Origin of the sequence: Levilactobacillus lanxiensis (assembly GCF_016861655.1) — a bacterium.
GTDB classification, from domain to species: domain Bacteria; phylum Bacillota; class Bacilli; order Lactobacillales; family Lactobacillaceae; genus Levilactobacillus; species Levilactobacillus lanxiensis.
This window is the reverse complement of record NZ_BOLN01000012.1, coordinates 1-17,336: the sequence shown is the minus strand read 5'-3', so window position 1 is coordinate 17,336 and position 17,336 is coordinate 1. Positions and strand designations below refer to the sequence as shown.

Below are 17,336 nucleotides of genomic sequence, written 5' to 3'. Positions count from 1 at the left end.
GAAAAAATAAAATTGCTAAAGGGGTAATTGTGATGAAACGAGAACGGATTCCTTGGGACCAATATTTTATGCTCCAAGCACTGGTGATTTCCACGCGGAGCACCTGTAACCGGCTGGCGGTCGGGGCAACCGTGGTTCGGGATAAACGCATCATTGCGGCGGGCTATAACGGCTCGGTTTCGGGTGATGATCACTGTTTAGACGAGGGCTGTTACATGGTTGACGGTCATTGTGTCCGGACGATTCACGCGGAAATGAATGCCATCTTGCAGTGTGCCAAGTTTGGGGAAGCAACGGACGGGGCAGAAATCTACGTGACGGACTTTCCGTGTCTTCAATGCACTAAGATGCTGCTGCAGGCCGGTATTCGTAAGATTACCTACATGCGGAGCTACCACAATGACCCATACGCACAAAAGTTAATCGATTTGAAACATGTGACGTTAAACCAAGTGACCGTTGATCCTGCTCTATTGTCGACGTTGCCGTTTGATCAACCTAAACAAGATTAGTGACGGCTGACCGCTGGTTTTTTATGAGTCTGCCGGTGGCGGCACTGAGCGTGGTCATGGGCGGCCATCCCTGGGCTGGGACGTTCCTACTTGGACTGATGTTGGCTCGAGTCTGGACCTTACATGTGCGGTCCATTTGGGTGATGACGCTGGTCTTGCTCGGCTTATTTGGCGGGTTCTGGGGGATGCGACAGGCTACGTTAACGCGCCGACAACTGCCATTTGTGACCCCGACACTGACCAGCCGAACCTTACGCGTACAACCAGACGCCGTGGTCCTGCGCGGGGCAGCCTATTATTTTGTGGCCCGAGATATTGTGACCGGCGAAGGCTTAACGGTGCGGGGCGCGGTGAAAACGGCTGATGAGCTTCAGCAATTGCAGCATGAGAGCCACGCGACTGTCTGGCGGGTGAGTGGCCAACAACAGGGCATTTTGCCGGCCACAAATTTCAATCAATTCGATGGTGCGGCTTACTGGCGGCACCGGGGGATCGTGAAGACACTAAAGATTACGGCAATCACCGGTCGGAAGCGGGCCCAATCCACATTGATATCGGGGTTTGCAGACTGGGGACATCATTGGCGAGCGCGGCTAATTCAGGCCTGTGAGCGGTTGCCTGGCGCGTTACGGGTCTACGCACTAGGCCTTTTGCCAGGCGCCAAGGCGGCGGAATCGGTGGCTGAACTACAGGGGATGCAACGGTTAGGTCTGCTCCATTTATTTGCGATTTCGGGGCTCCACGTGGCGTTACTTCTGACGGCGGTCGAGTGGCTGTGCGTGCACCTGCGACTGCAACGCGAACACTGGGAGACGGGGATGCTTCTTGGCTTGCCGGCTTATTTCATTCTGGCCGGTAGTGGGAGCGGGGTTCTCCGTGCCTGCTGGATGCGTGGCTTGCAGTTGACGGGTAAACGCCTGGAGTGGCGACTCAGCACCCTAGATGCGTGGGCATTGGCCTTTTTGGTGGGGCTGGCGGTGAATCCTGGGTTACTATTTGAACTGGGGAGTCAGTTAAGCTACGGCTTGTCTCTGGGGCTGATTTTGCTGAAGGATGAATCCAAGGCCTGGCGGCAGGTCGGCCTCACATTACTGGGCCTGCCCAGCCTCCTCAGCGGGTTGTTTCAGTGGCACAGTCTGACGCTACTGGCCAACTGGTTGGTGGCGCCACTATTTCCCGTCGTCATTTTACCCGTGACGTTGCTGGGAACCGCGGTGTTTCCTTGGTTTCCCGGTGTCAGTCGCTGGTGTGCGAGCCTGTTAAAGAGATTAGACGATGGTCTAGCCTGGTTGGCAACGCTACCTGGAAATGTGCCCTTTGGCAAACCAGCGTGGTGGGTGGCGTGGCTCTGGCTTGCCGGGACCTGGTGGCTGTTTACCCGCCCACCCCGGCAACGTCGTCGATGGGTCTGGGCATTACTGGTGAGCTATGTCCTCGTTTACGGGACGATTCACTTACCCCCGTCTGGTGAGGTGGCTTACTTTGATGTGGGTCAGGGGGATAGCATTTTGTTGCGCGCGCCCTTCAACCGACGAATCTCACTGATTGATACCGGCGGCCGCTTGGGCTTTCCTCAACCTGACTGGGTTCCACCAACGCCCACCACGTACGGTGCAGAACGCACAAATATCAATTACTTAAAGAGTCGGGGCATTGATCACGTGGATGATCTCTATTTGACCCACCACGATGCCGACCACATTGGGGACCTGCCAGCCTTTTTACAGGAGCTGCGGGTCAAGCGACTGCTGGTGCCAGCGGGGATGGAAGCAGAGCCAGGGTGGCAACACTTATTGAAGAACAGTGCCACGCCGGTTAAAATCGAACCCATTCAAGTTGGCAGTCAAGCATCCCTATTGGTGCGGCATCCTTATCACGCCGCCCCGGCCGAAAATGAAAACTCCTTAGCACTACAGGGAACCTTTGGCGGCCTGAATTTCCTGTTTATGGGGGACTTGGACCAAGCCGGCGAACAGAAAATGTTGGCGGCGGACCCGCAGCTGCACACGGACGTGTTAAAATTAGGACATCACGGAAGTAAAACGGCGTCGGCTCCAGCCTTTATTGCCCAGTTAAAACCTAAATGGGCAATTATTTCTGCGGGTCGACAGAACCGGTATGGCCATCCGAACGCGGAGACCCTCACCACGCTGCGGCAGAATCAGGTGCCGGCGGTGAGTACCCAAACGAGCGGGATGATCCGCTACGTTTATCGGGGGAAGCACGGGTATTGGCAAACTAAACTTAAAGGGGCACAAGTGTCGTGACAATCAATGAACTTTTAAAAACACTCGAACACGGGGGGCAGTTGGCCAACGTTTATTTAATTCTGGGTCAAGCGGATTACCTGCAACGGCGGTTAAAGACGGGCTTCAAGAATAGCGTGCCAGCCGAAGAACAGACCATGAACTTTGCCAGCTATGACATGGACACGGTCCCACTGGCGGTCGCCCTGGACGATGCCATGGCAGCGCCGTTCTTTGGCGAGCGGCGGGTCGTCTGCATCGACAACCCCCAATTTTTAACCGGTGAGACGAAGAAACAAAAGGTCGACCACGATATCGATAGTCTTCAAACCTACTTGGGCGCCCCCATGCCCAGCACGGTACTGGTCTTCTTTGCCCCGTATGAGAAGCTGGATGGCCGGAAGAAAGTGTCGAAACAATTAAAAAAAGTTGCCACGACGATTGAAATCGGCAACTTTGCGGAGCGCGAGGTGCGGCAATTTATTGAAGGACAGCTCAAACAGGATGGTTATAGCATGGCACCGGCCGCACTGAACGAATTGATTCAGCGGACCGATGCGGACTTGACTCTCATGATGAGTGAGTTGCCTAAGTTGGAACTCTTCTCCTTACCCAGCAAAACGATTGAGCTGGCGGCCGTCACTGGACTAGTGCGTCAGACCTTAACACAAAATGTGTTTGACTTGGTCAACCGGGTCTTAGCTAAGGACACGGCGGGGGCGGTGACGCTGTACCGGGAACTGCTGCAGGCCAAGGAAGAACCGCTACGAATCAATGCCATCCTGCAGGGACAATTCCGCCTGCTGATTCAGACCAAGGTCCTAGCCAAGCAGGGATACAGCCAAGGTAAGCTAGCCAGCATCTTAAAGGTGCACCCGTACCGAATCAAATTGGCGTTGCAGAGTCAGCGACGGTTTAAGCTGACCGATTTGAACCGGGCATACTTGGGACTCTTCCGAGTCGAGCAGCAGATGAAGTCGACGGCGATGGAACCGGAGATGCTCTTTTCGTTATTCATGACGCAATTTGCGAGTCAAGTTGCTTAATTATAGATATACAAGGTGCCGACAGGGGATGTCGGCACCTTTTTTCGACGACAAAAAAGGCGATCAACCACCGAAGTGGTCAATCGCCTGATTGCATCATCTAATCGTTTTGATTAATTGATTACTTAGCTAAACGTGCAGCCATCCGTGACTTGTCACGGGCAGCCTTGTTACGCTTGATCAAGCCCTTTGAAGCGGCCTTGTCAACTGCAGCACTAGCTTGACGGAATAAGTCTTCCGCGTTGTCGGCACCGGCGGTCTTAGCTTGTTCAAAACGCTTAACGGCAGTCCGCATAGTGCTCAATTGAGCAGAGTTACGTTCGTTAGCCTTAACGTTGGTCTTGGCACGTTCGATTGCTGATTTGATAATTGGCATGAAAATTTCACCTCCGAATGAGAAATCCTTTGTACCGGAAATCTTAATTTCAACGTATGTAATTATACAGAAGGCAGGGGCCGAATGCAAGACCCTGTTGCGATAAATGTAAAGTAATTTTACTTGATAGGCAATCGAGGAAAAAACTTGCACTTTATCGGTAAGTCCCGTATAGTAGATAACTGTGCTTAAGCACAAACCTCTAACTTAGTTCGCTAGGCGGCCACCGCCGACTTACTCAGTTTGGGGCAATTATTTGAAGGGTGGTATATTTACCATGGCTATTAGTCAAGCAAAGAAAAACGAAATCATCAAGCAATACGCTCGTCACGAAGGTGACACTGGTTCTACTGAAGTCCAAGTCGCTGTTTTGACCGCTGATATCAACGAAATCAACGTTCATATGCAACAACACCGGAAAGACTTCCACTCACAACGTGGTTTGATGAAGAAGATTGGTCACCGTCGTAACCTTTTGGCTTACTTACGGAAGACTGATGTTCAACGTTACCGTGAATTAATCAAGAGCTTAGGCCTGCGTCGTTAATTCGTCGCACCGGAGTCCCTTGCCAGAAATGGCGAGGGGCTTTTTCTTTTGCCTCAACTATCATCTTATTACTGCAAACGGTTAAAGTGTGGTAAACTGAAGAAAGTTTAATCATGGACGAATCTGGGTTATTCTACCCAGCATAAAGTACTGGTGATCAATACCAGGATTGAATTAAAAAACTATTGAAGATATCTTGAGGTGAACTTATGAGTGCGAAGATTAAGATTATCCCGTTTGGCGGTGTCCGCGAAAATGGGAAGAACATGTACGCCGTCGATGTTAACGGTGGAATTTACATTTTAGATTGTGGTTTAAAATACCCGGAAAATGAATTATTGGGGATTGACGTGGTCATTCCTGACTGGGCTTACTTACGTGAAAATAAGGATCGGATTGTGGCGGTCTTCTTGACCCACGGCCATGCCGATGCGATTGGGGCGTTACCTTACTTCTTAAGTGAATTTAACGTGCCCGTCTTTGGGTCCGAAATGACGATTGCCTTAGCTAAAATTGGTGTCGCAGCCGAACCAAAAATCAAAGATTACGATGATTTTCACATTATTGATGAAAAAACGGAAATCGACTTCGGTGACGTGGTGGTTTCCTTCTTCTCAACGACCCATTCCATTCCAGAATCATTGGGAATTGATTTGAAGACTGACGAAGGCCAAATCGTCTATACCGGTGACTTTAAGTTTGACCAAACCGCTAAGCCAGGCTACCAAACCGACTATGCTCGGTTAGGGAGCATTGGTCAAGCCGGGGTGCTCGCTGTACTGAGTGACTCCGCCAACGCCGAAAATCCAGCGATGAATGCCTCAGAGCAAACGATTGCGGAAGACATTGAGGAAACTTTCCATTACCGAGATGGCCGGGTGGTCGTTGCTTGTGTAGCTTCGAACATTCTCCGGATTCAACAGGTCTTTGACGCCGCCGCTAAGACGGGACGGAAGGTCTGCCTGACGGGCCAAGACCTGGAAAAAATTGTGAACACGGCGATGAAGCTGGGCAAGTTGTCCTTTGACGACGACTTATTAGTGACGACCGCCCAACTGGACAGTCTGTCACCAGCCGAAACAGTTATCCTGCAAACTGGTAAGATGGGTGAACCCATCAAGGCAATTCAACGGATGGCTAACAAACAAGAAAAAGACTTAAACATCCAAGAGGGCGACTTGGTCTACATCACGACCACGCCATCCCATGCCATGGATACGACGGTTGCGCAGACCCGTGATATGATTTACCGGGCCGGTGGTGAAGTCAAGGCTATTTCAGATGACCTGAATTCATCAGGCCACGCTTATAAGCGCGACCTGCAGTTAATGCTGAACCTGTTGAAGCCCCAGTACCTGGTCCCAATTCAAGGGGAATACCGCTTACTGAACGCCCACGCTGAAGCTGCGCAAGAACTTGGCATGGCCGCTGACCACATTTTCATTCTGGCTAAGGGTGACGTGTTGACCTATGACAAGGGCAACATGGGCTTAGGCGAAGGCATCGACGTTAGCGATACCATGATTGACGGTATCGGTGTTGGTGACATTGGGAACATTGTCTTACGTGACCGGAAAGTCTTGGCCGACGACGGGATCTTTATCGCTGTCGTCACCATTGACCGGAAGAAGAAACAAATCGTGGCTGATCCTAAGATTACGTCACGGGGCTTCGTTTACGTGAAGGCCAATAAGGACCTGATGCAAGAGAGTGCCCAAATCATTCGGAAGGCTGTTCAAAATAATTTGGATAACAAAGAGTTCGATTGGGGTCACCTCAAGCAGGATGTACGGGAACACTTGAGTCATTATCTCTTTGAACAAACGCACCGGCGTCCCGTGATTCTGCCCGTGATCATGGAAGTTAACCAACATCACCGGCGGAGCACCAGCAAGGCTAAGGATGGCGGTAAGGAAGAGACGCCTGCTGACCAACCAAAGCCAAAGGCTAAGAAAAAGTCAGCTAAAGCCAAAGAAACGAAGCAACCGGCTAAGGCAGAAAAAACGGCGAATAAGCCACATCGTAACCGGAAACGACATCATAGCAACAAGCCGGCCGCAACGACCGACCAACAAGCTTAATTAAAATGAGCGGGCCTCCTACCGATTCGGCAGGGGTCCGTTTTGAGTTGGCAACGAGATATCCCCAAAGGAGGAAGACCCATGTCAAATTTCCCTAGTCCAGCGGCCCGTGATGAGGCCTATCAGAAGGCCGTAGCCGCGTTTGAAAGTCGTCAGTGGTCACTTGCTAGTGATCTCTTCGAAACGCTCTATCAGGACCAGCAAACGCCCGAATTGAACCGCTATGTGGTCGCGAGTCTCTACCATAACGAAAAATACCTGATGGCCGAACAGTATGCCGCCGAACAAAACGGTATTTATTTGACGTCGGCCAAGGATTTTCAGTTGCGCCTGGATGTGGCCTTGAAAAACCAACAATTTATTTTTGCCCGAGAATTTTGTGCGCTGGCTGCGGCCGAAACCTGGCGGGCAGGGGGACTGGCCCAAATTGAAGCGGCCGAAGCAGCCTCGACTGAGACCCTCGCGGCAACGCAACGGGTGATTGCCAAGCAATTCTATCATCTGGGGGATGTTCCCTTTAACGAACAACGGGAGCGCTTAGAGCACGCCCGACAGCTGCCATTAGCCATGTATCTGCAGGGCGTGCAGTATCTACTGGTCGATCCTTTTTTGCATCCCTTACTGCGGGCAGACCTGTTGGAGGGCCTAATGCGGCTACATGTCGATCAGACAGTCAAATTGCACTGGCTGGATGATCAGACCTACACCGTGGCCGTGAAGGATCTCCAGCCAGTGGGGACGAGCAAGGCCGCCGTGGCGTTTCAGAAATACTTGCAGGAAGATTTAGGCCAGCGAGATCCAATGCTGGCAGCGAACCTGCAACAAACGATTACGTTACAGCTGATGATGCTGTACCCATTTATCGACCGCACCATCACGGATCCGGTCAGTTGGGCGCAAACTATCGCGGGATTACCGCTGACGACGGCTGTTTCTGAAGAAATGATTAAGGAAATGCAAGACTGGCAAACCACGCTAAACCGCTTCGTGGCGGAACTCTTCGGCGCGATCGGGGGACAAAATCCCGAAAATCCCGAAAATGAGTGAAATTTTAGTTTACAAATAATTCTTCAGCATATATACTGGTCAAGGATTCTTTTTTGGGAGGGTTCCAGCTTTCCCTTTCTGAAAAGAAGTAGTATAATTTTACGCAAAGGGTGGTTTGTTTTCTTCGGAAGATAAATTGCGCTTGCGATAAAATACAGGAGGGTTTCATTAATGGCTGAAAAAGAACATTATGAAAGAACTAAACCCCATGTAAATATTGGTACTATTGGCCATATTGACCATGGGAAAACGACGTTAACTGCTGCAATCACTAAGGTACTTGCTAGCAAAGGTTTAGCAAAGGCCGAAGATTACGCTGATATCGATGCTGCTCCAGAAGAACGTGAACGTGGTATCACGATCAACACCGCTCACGTTGAATACGAAACGGAAAAGCGTCACTATGCGCATATCGATGCCCCAGGACATGCTGACTACATCAAGAACATGATCACCGGTGCTGCCCAAATGGACGGTGCTATCTTGGTTGTTGCCGCTACTGATGGCCCTATGCCACAAACCCGTGAACACATTTTGCTTGCTCGCCAAGTGGGTGTTGAATACATCATCGTCTTCTTAAACAAGACTGATCTTGTTGACGACGACGAACTTGTCGACTTAGTTGAAATGGAAGTTCGTGAGTTGCTTTCAGAATACGATTACCCTGGTGATGACATTCCTGTTATCCGCGGTTCTGCTTTGAAGGCTCTCGAAGGCGACGAAGAACAAGAAAAGGTTATCCTTCACTTGATGGATGTTGTTGATGATTACATCCCGACTCCAGAACGTGAAAACGACAAGCCATTCTTGATGCCAGTTGAAGACGTCTTCACGATCACTGGTCGTGGGACTGTTGCTTCTGGTCGTATCGACCGTGGGATGGTTAAGGTTGGTGACGAAGTCGAAATCGTTGGTTTACATGACGACGTATTGAAGACCACTGTTACCGGTCTTGAAATGTTCCGTAAGACGTTGGACCTTGGTGAAGCCGGGGATAACGTTGGTGCATTGCTCCGTGGGATTAACCGTGAACAAGTTGTTCGTGGACAAGTTTTGGCTAAGCCAGGCTCGATCCAAACGCACAAGGAGTTCAAGGGTGAAGTCTACATCTTGAGCAAAGAAGAAGGTGGCCGTCATACGCCATTCTTCTCCAACTACCGTCCACAATTCTACTTCCACACCACTGATATCACTGGTGTTATTGAATTGCCTGATGGCGTTGAAATGGTTATGCCTGGTGACAACGTGACGTTCACTGTTGAACTGATCCAACCAGCTGCCATTGAAAAGGGTACGAAGTTCACTGTTCGTGAAGGTGGCCACACTGTTGGTGCCGGTACCGTTACGGAAATTGACGACTAATTTTAATTAATTAGCGTATCTGCAAGAGGGGTCGAAAAGTTTATCTTTTCGGTCCCTTTTGTTTTGACCAGAAATTCAAACCCGTGTTCGGTGGCCAATGGTTTCGATTTGTGAATTTTTTACGAAAATATGCAAAGAATCCGCGCCATTCACGGTGTTTCAGCAAAAATCATTTTACAATTTGGGCGCCATAAGGTACACTAATACAGTATGCAATTGCTAGAATTGTAAATAGTAATATCTTTCATTTCGGAGGGAAAATAATGGCTGCAAAGTGGGAAAAAAAGGATGCTACTAAAGGCGAACTGACCTTTGAAATTGCTCCTGATAAGATCAAGGAAGGCTTGGACAAAGCATTCCAACAAACTAAGAAGAATTTAGCGGTTCCAGGTTTCCGTAAGGGCCGGGTTCCACGTCAAATCTTCAACCAAATGTACGGTGAAGAAGCACTCTACCAAGACGCTTTAAACATTGTCTTGCCAGAAGCTTACGAAGCTGCTATCAAAGAAGCTGGCATCGACCCAGTCGACCAACCCCAAGTGGATGTTGAATCCATGGACAAGGGTAAGGCTTGGGTCTTAAAGGCTGACGTTACGGTTAAGCCTGACGTTAAGCTTGGCGAATACAAGGGCCTTAGCGTAACTAAGCAAAACACCCGTGTTTACCAAAAGGACATTGACGCTGAATTAGAAAAGCAACGTCAACAACAAGCTGAATTAGTCTTGAAAGAAGACGAAGCCGCTGCTAAGGGCGATACGGTTGTTATCGACTTTGACGGTTACGTTGACGGCAAGCAATTCGACGGTGGTAAGGCTGATAACTACTCCCTGGAATTGGGCTCTAACTCCTTCATTCCTGGCTTCGAAGACCAATTAGTTGGTCACAAGGCTGGCGAAAACGTAGACGTTAAGGTTACCTTCCCTAAGGACTACCAAGCCGAAGACTTACGTGACAAGGAAGCCACTTTCAAGGTTACCATCCACGAAGTTAAGGAAAAGCAATTGCCTGACTTAGACGATGAATTCGCTAAGGATGTTGACGAAGACGTTGACAGCTTAGAAGAATTAAAGGCTAAGACTAAAGACAACTTAAAGGAACAAAAGACGACTGCTGCTCACGAAGCCATCGAAGACGAAGCCATCAGTGAAGCTGTTGACAACGCTGAAATCGCTGAAATCCCAGCAGCTATGTTGAAGGATGACATCGACCGTCAAATGGATCAATACCTGGCTAACATGCAACAACAAGGTATCGAACCTAAGATGTACTTCCAATTGACTGGGACGACCGAAGACGACTTGCGTAAGCAATTCACTGACGGTGCAGACAAGCGGGTTAAGACCAACTTGGTTCTGGAAGCCGTTGTTGAAGCCGAAAAGATCGAACCTTCCGAAGACGAAGTTGCTGCAGAAGTTAAGGACTTAGCTGCCCAATACGGTATGGAAGAAAGTGCTGTTCGCAGTGCCCTTTCAGATGACATGTTGAAGCATGATATCGCCATCAAGAGTGCCGTTGACTTAATTGCCGACTCCGCTAAGCAAGACAAGAAGAAGGATGCCGAAGACGACGAATAACATTCGTTGCCATTAGACATGACCGGGACGACAGGCGCTGTTGTTCCGGTTTTTCTTATATCTTAAACTTGTCGTGCGAGGCAAAATAATTTTCAGGTGCTGTCAACTGTGGTATAGTACACGATTGATGGGAGACCTGGTTAGTTCGACGGGTTAACTGACCAAAAATGATTCATTTAGTTAAGGCTTAAGCCTGGAGAGAAAGGGTGAGTTTATTTGTTTGAAAACACCGACGAAACGAATGGCCCAGTAACGTGCTCGTTCTGTGGTAAATCACAAGATCAAGTAGAGAAGATTGTTGCTGGCCCAGGTGTTTACATCTGTAACGAATGCATCGACCTCTGTAAAGAAATTGTTGATGAAGAGTTCAGTCAAGACGCCGCACAAGAAACCTTAGAAGTGCCCAAGCCAGCTGAAATCGTCAAGACGCTTGACGACTACGTTATTGGCCAAAGTGAAGCTAAGCGGACCCTATCAGTGGCCGTTTACAACCACTATAAGCGGGTCAATGAAATGGCTCAGGCCGACAGTGAAGGACCTGAATTGCAGAAGAGTAACATCGCTGTGATCGGACCGACTGGTTCCGGGAAGACTTACCTGGCACAAAGCCTGGCTAAGATTCTGAACGTGCCATTTGCCATTGCCGATGCCACGACCTTGACCGAAGCCGGTTATGTGGGTGAAGATGTTGAAAACATTCTGTTGAAGCTCTTGCAAAGCGCCGATTACGACGTTGAACGGGCTGAAAAGGGTATCATCTACATCGATGAAATTGATAAAATTGCTAAGAAAGCCGAAAACGTTTCGATTACCCGTGACGTTTCTGGTGAAGGGGTCCAACAGGCCCTGCTGAAGATTTTGGAAGGCACAATTGCGAATGTGCCGCCTCAGGGTGGTCGGAAGCATCCCCAACAAGAATTCATTCAAATCGATACGACCAACATCTTATTCATCGTTGGTGGGGCCTTTGATGGCATTGACGGTATCGTTAAACGGCGTTTGGGTGACCAGACGATTGGTTTCGGTGCCGACACCAAGGAACAAAACGTCTTGGCCTCAGGCGATAGCTTGATGCAACACGTTATTCCAGAAGACCTCTTACAATTTGGGTTGATTCCTGAATTCATTGGTCGGTTACCAATTCTGACGGCGCTGGAAAAACTGGACGAGAATGACTTGGTCCGGATTTTGACAGAACCTAAGAACGCGTTGGTCAAGCAATACGAAAAGCTATTGTCCTTGGACAACGTTGAACTCAAGTTCCAGCCAGCTGCTTTACGTGAAATGGCGAAGTTAGCCATCGCACGGAACACGGGTGCCCGGGGCTTGCGGTCCATCATTGAAGACGTGATGCGCGATATCATGTTTGATCTGCCAAGTCGTAACGACGTGGCCGAGGTCATCATTACGGCCGACACGGTTACTGACCATGCCGAACCGGAGCTGGTCTTAAAGGATCAAAAGGCGTCATAATTTTTGTGTCACCGGGAGTCGGGGCGAAGGCCTTGGCTCCTTTTTTCGTGGAGCGAATTTTACCATTTTAAAAAATTCGGTGCCCGCCGTGGCTGGCTTCCACGACGTCGCTTCAGAAATTTTGCCATGTGGCCAGTCGTTCTGTGTTAAAATGGTGAAAGATATTTTGGAGAGGATGGACTAACTAATGGAAGTCAATCATGTGGAATTAGTCATGAGCGCGGTAGACCCCGTGCAGTACCCAACGACGGGGTACCCAGAGATTGCGCTGGTCGGTCGTTCTAACGTGGGTAAATCCTCACTAACGAACGTGCTGATCAACCGGAACTCTTATGCCCGGACATCGAGTCAACCAGGGAAGACACAAACCCTGAACTTTTATAACGTGGAGGATCAACTCTACTTCGTTGACGTCCCCGGTTATGGCTATGCCAAGGTTTCAAAGTCAGAACGGGAAAAGTGGGGGAACATGATCGAAACCTACCTGACCCAACGTGACCAGTTAAAAGGGGTCGTTTCCCTCGTGGACGCCCGTCACGCGCCAACTGAGGCCGACGTGACCATGTATCAATGGCTGGCCTACTACGGCTTACCAACACTGATCGTTGCCACCAAGAGTGACAAGATTGCGCGTGGCAAGTGGAACCAAGCGGTTAGCTTGATCAAGAAGACGATGGATCTGCCTAGCGATGCAGATAACATCATCATGTTCTCGGCCCCCAAGAAGATTGGGAAGGATGCCGTCTGGAACTGGATCGAGCAACAAGCCTTTGGGGAGGAATAAATTTGGAATTTAACGAATATCAAAAAGCTGCGAACCGGACGCTGTACGGCAACGAACAGGTCCTGACGAACTGTGCGCTGGGCTTAGCCGGCGAAACGGGCCAGGTCGTTGATTTGGTTAAAAATTACACCTTCCACGGCAAGGATTTGGATCACGATGCCATCGTCAAAGAAATGGGCGATGTGCTGTGGTACTTGAGCCAGATTTCCCAGTGGGCCGACATCGACTTTGATGAGGTCGCTCAGGATAACATCAAGCGGCTTAACGCGCGTTATCCCCATGGGTATCAACCAAACCACTAATGAGTGTAAACAAAAAGACCTCACGGAAAATTTTCCGTGGGGCCTTTTTGCGGAACAACGACCTAGTCGTGTTCGTGCTTCTTTTCATGTTTGATCTGATCGTCCTTGATCAGACCCTTACCCTTTTTGTCGTTCTTGTGTTCGTCATTACGCTTCAGGAACTTATCACGCTTGACGTCGGTCGGGTCCATTTGGGCAAACTTGCCGAACATGGAATCCAGGTCGTCTTGACGCTTGACTTTCAATGCCAAATCGAACCACCTCCTTGCTTTTTCAGTAATCATAGCAGAATTCGACGGATTTGTCATTTTTTCGGCCGCAGCGGTGGTGCGGGGGCTTTCGCTTGCACCAAACAGACATTCGTTTTATAATTTAAAAGCTTATTAAATCGATAAAAAACGGGAGGGATTTTCCTTGGCGTCGGAATATTTAGAACACAAACTAGCCTTACTGCCGGGCCTTCCCGGCTGCTACTTGATGAAGAACATCAACAGTCAGATCATTTACGTGGGGAAGGCGAAGAACCTCAAGAACCGGGTGCGCTCGTATTTCAAGAGCAGCCATACCGGGAAGACGGCTCAGCTGGTCAGTGAAATCGTGGACTTTGAAACGATCATCACCTCGACCGACAAGGAAGCCTTCTTGTTAGAAATCACCCTGATTCAAAAGCACCAACCCTACTTCAACATTAAATTAAAGCGGGGGACCGGTTACCCCTACATTAAAATCACCAATGAACGGGACCCGCAACTCCTGCTGGTCAGCGATATTCGCAAGGACGGGGCCTACTACTTTGGCCCGTACCCCAACGTGTACGCCGCGGAGGAGACCATGCACTTCCTGCAGAAGGTCTACCCCTTACGCCGATGCACCGGCTTTCAAGGGCGGCCGTGCCTGTACTATCACATGGGCCAATGCCTGGGTGCTTGCTTTCAAGAGGTGCCAGAAGAGGCCTACGCGAAACAGATTCGCAAGATCAAATCCTTCTTAAATGGCAACGTTGCCCACGCCAAGAAGGAACTCGCGACGCGGATGGCCAAGGCCGCTGGTGAGATGGAATACGAACGGGCCGCTGATTTGCGTGACCAGATTCGTTACATTGAAGCCACGGTTGAAAAGCAAAAGATCATTTCCAACGATAACACGCCCCGGGATATCTTCAACTTCTACCTGGATAAGGGCTGGTTATCGATTCAGGTCTTCTTCATTCGGCAAGCCCGCCTGATGAAACGGGAGAAGCGGCTCTTTCCCGTCGTGAACTCCGCTGAAGAGGAGCTAGCGAGCTTTATTGTGCAGTTCTATCAACGGAAAAATACCGTCTTACCGCGAGAAATCCTGGTACCAGCCAGCATTGACCACGACGTCATCGAGGAATTGCTCAAGGTGCCCGTTAGAACGCCGCAGCGAGGCACCAAACGCGATTTGCTTGAGATGGCCGGGAAGAACGCCAAACTGGTCTTAGACGAGAAATTTCGGCTATTGGAGCTGGATGAAAGTAAGACTACGGGTGCCATGAAGGAAATCACCGATGCTCTGGGGATTGCGCCCGGGCATAAGATTGAGGCCTTTGACCACTCGCACATTCAGGGGGCCGATTTGGTCTCCGCAATGGTCGTGTTCGTTGATGGTCAACCCAACAAAAAGTTATATCGGAAATATAAATTGCGAACGGTCGATCACGCGGATGAAACCGCCAGTACCCTGGAAGTCATTCGGCGACGGTATGGCCGGCTCTTAAAGGAGCATGGCGCCATGCCGGACCTGATTTTGATGGATGGGGGCGACATTCAAATGAATGCCGTCAAGGAGGTCTTAGCCGACGAATTTGACCTCCACATTCCGGTCGCCGGGATGGTCAAGAACGACCACCATAAGACGGCCGACCTGTTGTTTGGTCCCAACGATGAACACATTCATTTGGACCCTAAGAGCCAGGGCTTCTACCTGGTCCAACGGGTGCAAGATGAGGTCCACCGGTTTGCCATTACCTTCCACCGGCAGGTTCACACCAAGCACTCGCTGAGTTCACGGTTGGACCGCATCCCTGGTGTGGGGCCCAAGACGCGGAATAAACTGTTGCGGAAATTTGGCTCGACCAAGAAAATTGGCGAGGCTTCCGTGGATGACTTGCGGGGTCTAGGAATCAGCGAGCCCGTGGCCCAGACGATTCACGTCACGCTGGCAACCGAAACGGCCGAAATAAAAAGCCCACGGACGCCAACGAAACTTTGACGTGGCGACCGTTTGCCGGTATACTGGCTAGCAGGAGTCTTAGAGAGAAAGCAGCACGCGCTGGTTTAGAAAACGAGGAATAAAAATTATGTTTGTAGATCAAGTTAAAATTAACGTGAAGGCCGGTAACGGTGGGAATGGTATGGTGGCCTTCCGGCGCGAAAAATTTGTGCCAAACGGTGGTCCAGCCGGTGGTGACGGTGGTCGTGGTGGCAACATCATCTTCCAAGTCGACGAAGGCTTACGGACCCTGATGGACTTCCGGTACTCGCGTAAATTCAAAGCGAAAAACGGGGGCAACGGCGCCATCAAATCCATGACGGGTCGTGGTGCCGATGATACCATCATCAAGGTGCCCCAAGGCACGACGGTCATCAATTTGGAAACGGGCGCTGTCATGGCCGACCTGGTTGCCAGTGATGATGAGGCCGTGATCGCCAAGGGTGGTCGTGGTGGCCGCGGTAACATTCACTTCGCCTCACCCAAGAACCCGGCACCAGAAATTGCCGAAAACGGTGAACCTGGTCAAGAGTTTGAAGTGCAACTCGAATTGAAGGTCTTAGCCGATGTTGGGCTAGTCGGGTTCCCATCCGTTGGGAAGTCCACGTTACTGTCCACGGTGACGAGTGCCAAGCCAAAGATTGCGGAATACCACTTTACCACGCTGGTCCCTAACCTGGGGATGGTGCGGTTGCCCGATGGCCGTGACTTTGTGATGGCCGATTTACCTGGTCTGATCGAAGGCGCCGCAACCGGGGTTGGTTTAGGTTTCCAATTCTTACGGCACGTTGAACGGACGCGGGTCATCCTCCACTTGATCGATATGAGTGGGCTGGAAGGCCGCGACCCCTACGATGACTTTGAAAAAATCAACGAAGAGCTGAAGACGTATGATCCAGATATCTTGAAGCGCCCACAGATTGTGGTGGCGAACAAGATGGACATGCCGGATTCAGCGGACAACCTGGCCAAATTCAAGGAAGACTTGAAGCAGGACAAGCTGTTGGCACAGACCCCAGAAATCTTTGCGGTCTCCGCATTGACGCATGATGGGTTGACGCCACTGTTGGGTCGTACGGCGGACATGTTGGCCGAAACGCCACAATTCCCAGTTAAGCAGCCAGAAGTGGCCACCTCTGCGGAATACACGTTCAAGCCTGAAGCTGAATTTACGCTGACGCAGGATGAAGACGGCACTTGGATCTTGGGCGGCGACAAGCTCGAGAAGCTGTTCCAAATGACCGATATCAACCATGAAGAAAGTCTCTTACGCTTTGCTCGGCAAATGCGGGGGATGGGGGTTGACGACAGCCTGCGGAGCCACGGTGCCCAAAACGGGGACTCGGTTAAGATTGGCGACTTCACCTTCGAATACATGGCTTAATCAGCGGATTAGCATTTGTTCCCGGCGGCTGAGGCAAGCAGCTCTGCTATGGGGAACGCTTCCAGCCTGAGGGGCGGTCTTCCAGCTCGCCTTCGAGCCTGGAAAATCACCAGTCTCAAAGGTCGTCCCGTGTTCTAGGCCAAGTGAGAAACCTCGGCTAAGAACACCGACACAGCTGATCAGCTTGCCTCAGCCTCTGGTCACGAACACTAGTCGCTGATTGCTGGTCGGCGTTACAATTTAAAAATTTTATGTGTTATTGCGTCGTCACTACCTAAAAAAGGTGGTGGCGATTTTTATATGAAATAAAAGAATATTTGAGCGCACTAAAACATAACGCTCGAATCTGCGAAAAAATTCTAGTATACTT

15 protein-coding genes are annotated in these 17,336 nt (G+C 50.2%); 13 read left to right on the top strand and 2 right to left on the bottom strand.

Annotation, left to right across the window (positions count from 1 at the left end):
* The first annotated feature begins 32 nt into the window (after positions 1–32).
* Genes JUF22_RS12835 through holA form a run of 3 tightly spaced genes read left to right on the top strand, consistent with a single transcriptional unit; the run spans position 33 to position 3,804 of the window.
* On the top strand, positions 33–512 hold the full coding sequence (locus JUF22_RS12835; RefSeq protein ID WP_203646900.1) for a ComE operon protein 2: 480 nt from the start codon (positions 33–35) through the stop codon (positions 510–512).
* A gap of 23 nt (positions 513–535) precedes the next feature.
* The gene (locus tag JUF22_RS12830) at positions 536–2,779 is read left to right on the top strand and encodes a DNA internalization-related competence protein ComEC/Rec2 (protein WP_236000782.1); all 2,244 of its coding nucleotides are present in this window, start codon (positions 536–538) and stop codon (positions 2,777–2,779) included.
* Positions 2,776–3,804: a DNA polymerase III subunit delta gene (gene holA, locus JUF22_RS12825; RefSeq protein ID WP_203637306.1), complete on the top strand. Its 1,029-nt coding sequence runs from the start codon at positions 2,776–2,778 to the stop codon at positions 3,802–3,804. The genes JUF22_RS12830 and holA overlap by 4 nt, the downstream gene beginning before the upstream one ends.
* Positions 3,805–3,925: 121 nt before the next feature.
* On the opposite strand, the gene rpsT is transcribed toward holA, so the two are convergent.
* A complete protein-coding gene (gene rpsT, locus JUF22_RS12820) occupies positions 3,926–4,180 on the bottom strand; it encodes a 30S ribosomal protein S20 (protein WP_125762965.1) in 255 nt (84 codons plus the stop codon).
* Between the two features lie 277 nt (positions 4,181–4,457).
* On the opposite strand from rpsT, the gene rpsO reads away from it, so the two are divergent.
* The 8 genes from rpsO (at position 4,458) to JUF22_RS12780 (ending at position 13,350) form a co-directional block, all read left to right on the top strand.
* A complete protein-coding gene (rpsO, locus tag JUF22_RS12815) occupies positions 4,458–4,727 on the top strand; it encodes a 30S ribosomal protein S15 (protein WP_125577216.1) in 270 nt (89 codons plus the stop codon).
* Positions 4,728–4,936: 209 nt separating this feature from the next.
* Positions 4,937–6,808 carry a ribonuclease J gene (locus JUF22_RS12810; RefSeq protein ID WP_203646898.1) on the top strand — a complete coding sequence of 624 codons (1,872 nt, stop codon included), beginning with the start codon at positions 4,937–4,939 and terminating at the stop codon, positions 6,806–6,808.
* 81 nt (positions 6,809–6,889) lie between these two features.
* Positions 6,890–7,855: a hypothetical protein gene (locus JUF22_RS12805; RefSeq protein WP_203646896.1), complete on the top strand. Its 966-nt coding sequence runs from the start codon at positions 6,890–6,892 to the stop codon at positions 7,853–7,855.
* 171 nt (positions 7,856–8,026) lie between these two features.
* On the top strand, positions 8,027–9,217 hold the full coding sequence (gene tuf / locus JUF22_RS12800) for an elongation factor Tu (RefSeq protein ID WP_125762958.1): 1,191 nt from the start codon (positions 8,027–8,029) through the stop codon (positions 9,215–9,217).
* 263 nt (positions 9,218–9,480) lie between these two features.
* Entirely contained in the window at positions 9,481–10,791 is a 1,311-nt protein-coding gene (tig, locus tag JUF22_RS12795; protein ID WP_203646894.1) for a trigger factor, read from the top strand.
* Positions 10,792–11,007: 216 nt separating this feature from the next.
* A complete protein-coding gene (gene clpX / locus JUF22_RS12790; protein ID WP_203646893.1) occupies positions 11,008–12,264 on the top strand; it encodes an ATP-dependent Clp protease ATP-binding subunit ClpX in 1,257 nt (418 codons plus the stop codon).
* A 187-nt stretch (positions 12,265–12,451) separates the two neighbouring features.
* Positions 12,452–13,048 (top strand): ribosome biogenesis GTP-binding protein YihA/YsxC, encoded by a 597-nt coding sequence (gene yihA, locus JUF22_RS12785; protein WP_203646891.1) that lies wholly within the window; start codon positions 12,452–12,454, stop codon positions 13,046–13,048.
* A 2-nt stretch (positions 13,049–13,050) separates the two neighbouring features.
* Positions 13,051–13,350 carry a nucleoside triphosphate pyrophosphohydrolase family protein gene (locus tag JUF22_RS12780; RefSeq protein WP_125762951.1) on the top strand — a complete coding sequence of 100 codons (300 nt, stop codon included), beginning with the start codon at positions 13,051–13,053 and terminating at the stop codon, positions 13,348–13,350.
* A 62-nt stretch (positions 13,351–13,412) separates the two neighbouring features.
* Here JUF22_RS12780 and JUF22_RS12775 read toward each other — a convergent pair whose 3' ends face one another.
* Positions 13,413–13,601: an SPJ_0845 family protein gene (locus JUF22_RS12775; protein WP_125762950.1), complete on the bottom strand. Its 189-nt coding sequence runs from the start codon at positions 13,599–13,601 to the stop codon at positions 13,413–13,415.
* Between the two features lie 163 nt (positions 13,602–13,764).
* Between JUF22_RS12775 and uvrC the strand changes: the two genes are divergently transcribed.
* Together uvrC and obgE are read left to right on the top strand one after the other, a co-directional pair.
* Positions 13,765–15,582, top strand: a complete 1,818-nt coding sequence (gene uvrC / locus JUF22_RS12770) for an excinuclease ABC subunit UvrC (protein ID WP_203646889.1) — start codon at positions 13,765–13,767, stop codon at positions 15,580–15,582.
* A gap of 88 nt (positions 15,583–15,670) precedes the next feature.
* Complete coding sequence (gene obgE / locus JUF22_RS12765) at positions 15,671–16,966, top strand: GTPase ObgE (RefSeq protein ID WP_203646887.1); 1,296 nt, start codon at positions 15,671–15,673, stop codon at positions 16,964–16,966.
* Positions 16,967–17,336: the final 370 nt, after the last annotated feature.

Bases quoted from the DNA above. Each gene is read 5' to 3' on its own strand.
- JUF22_RS12835 (WP_203646900.1), top strand. From the start codon at position 33: ATGAAACGAGAACGGATTCCTTGGGACCAATATTTTATGCTCCAAGCA.
- JUF22_RS12810 (WP_203646898.1), top strand. From the start codon at position 4,937: ATGAGTGCGAAGATTAAGATTATCCCGTTTGGCGGTGTCCGCGAAAAT.
- JUF22_RS12805 (WP_203646896.1), top strand. From the start codon at position 6,890: ATGTCAAATTTCCCTAGTCCAGCGGCCCGTGATGAGGCCTATCAGAAG.
- JUF22_RS12830 (WP_236000782.1), top strand. From the start codon at position 536: ATGAGTCTGCCGGTGGCGGCACTGAGCGTGGTCATGGGCGGCCATCCC.
- tig (WP_203646894.1), top strand. From the start codon at position 9,481: ATGGCTGCAAAGTGGGAAAAAAAGGATGCTACTAAAGGCGAACTGACC.
- obgE (WP_203646887.1), top strand. From the start codon at position 15,671: ATGTTTGTAGATCAAGTTAAAATTAACGTGAAGGCCGGTAACGGTGGG.
- rpsO (WP_125577216.1), top strand. From the start codon at position 4,458: ATGGCTATTAGTCAAGCAAAGAAAAACGAAATCATCAAGCAATACGCT.
- rpsT (WP_125762965.1), bottom strand. From the start codon at position 4,180: ATGCCAATTATCAAATCAGCAATCGAACGTGCCAAGACCAACGTTAAG.
- tuf (WP_125762958.1), top strand. From the start codon at position 8,027: ATGGCTGAAAAAGAACATTATGAAAGAACTAAACCCCATGTAAATATT.
- yihA (WP_203646891.1), top strand. From the start codon at position 12,452: ATGGAAGTCAATCATGTGGAATTAGTCATGAGCGCGGTAGACCCCGTG.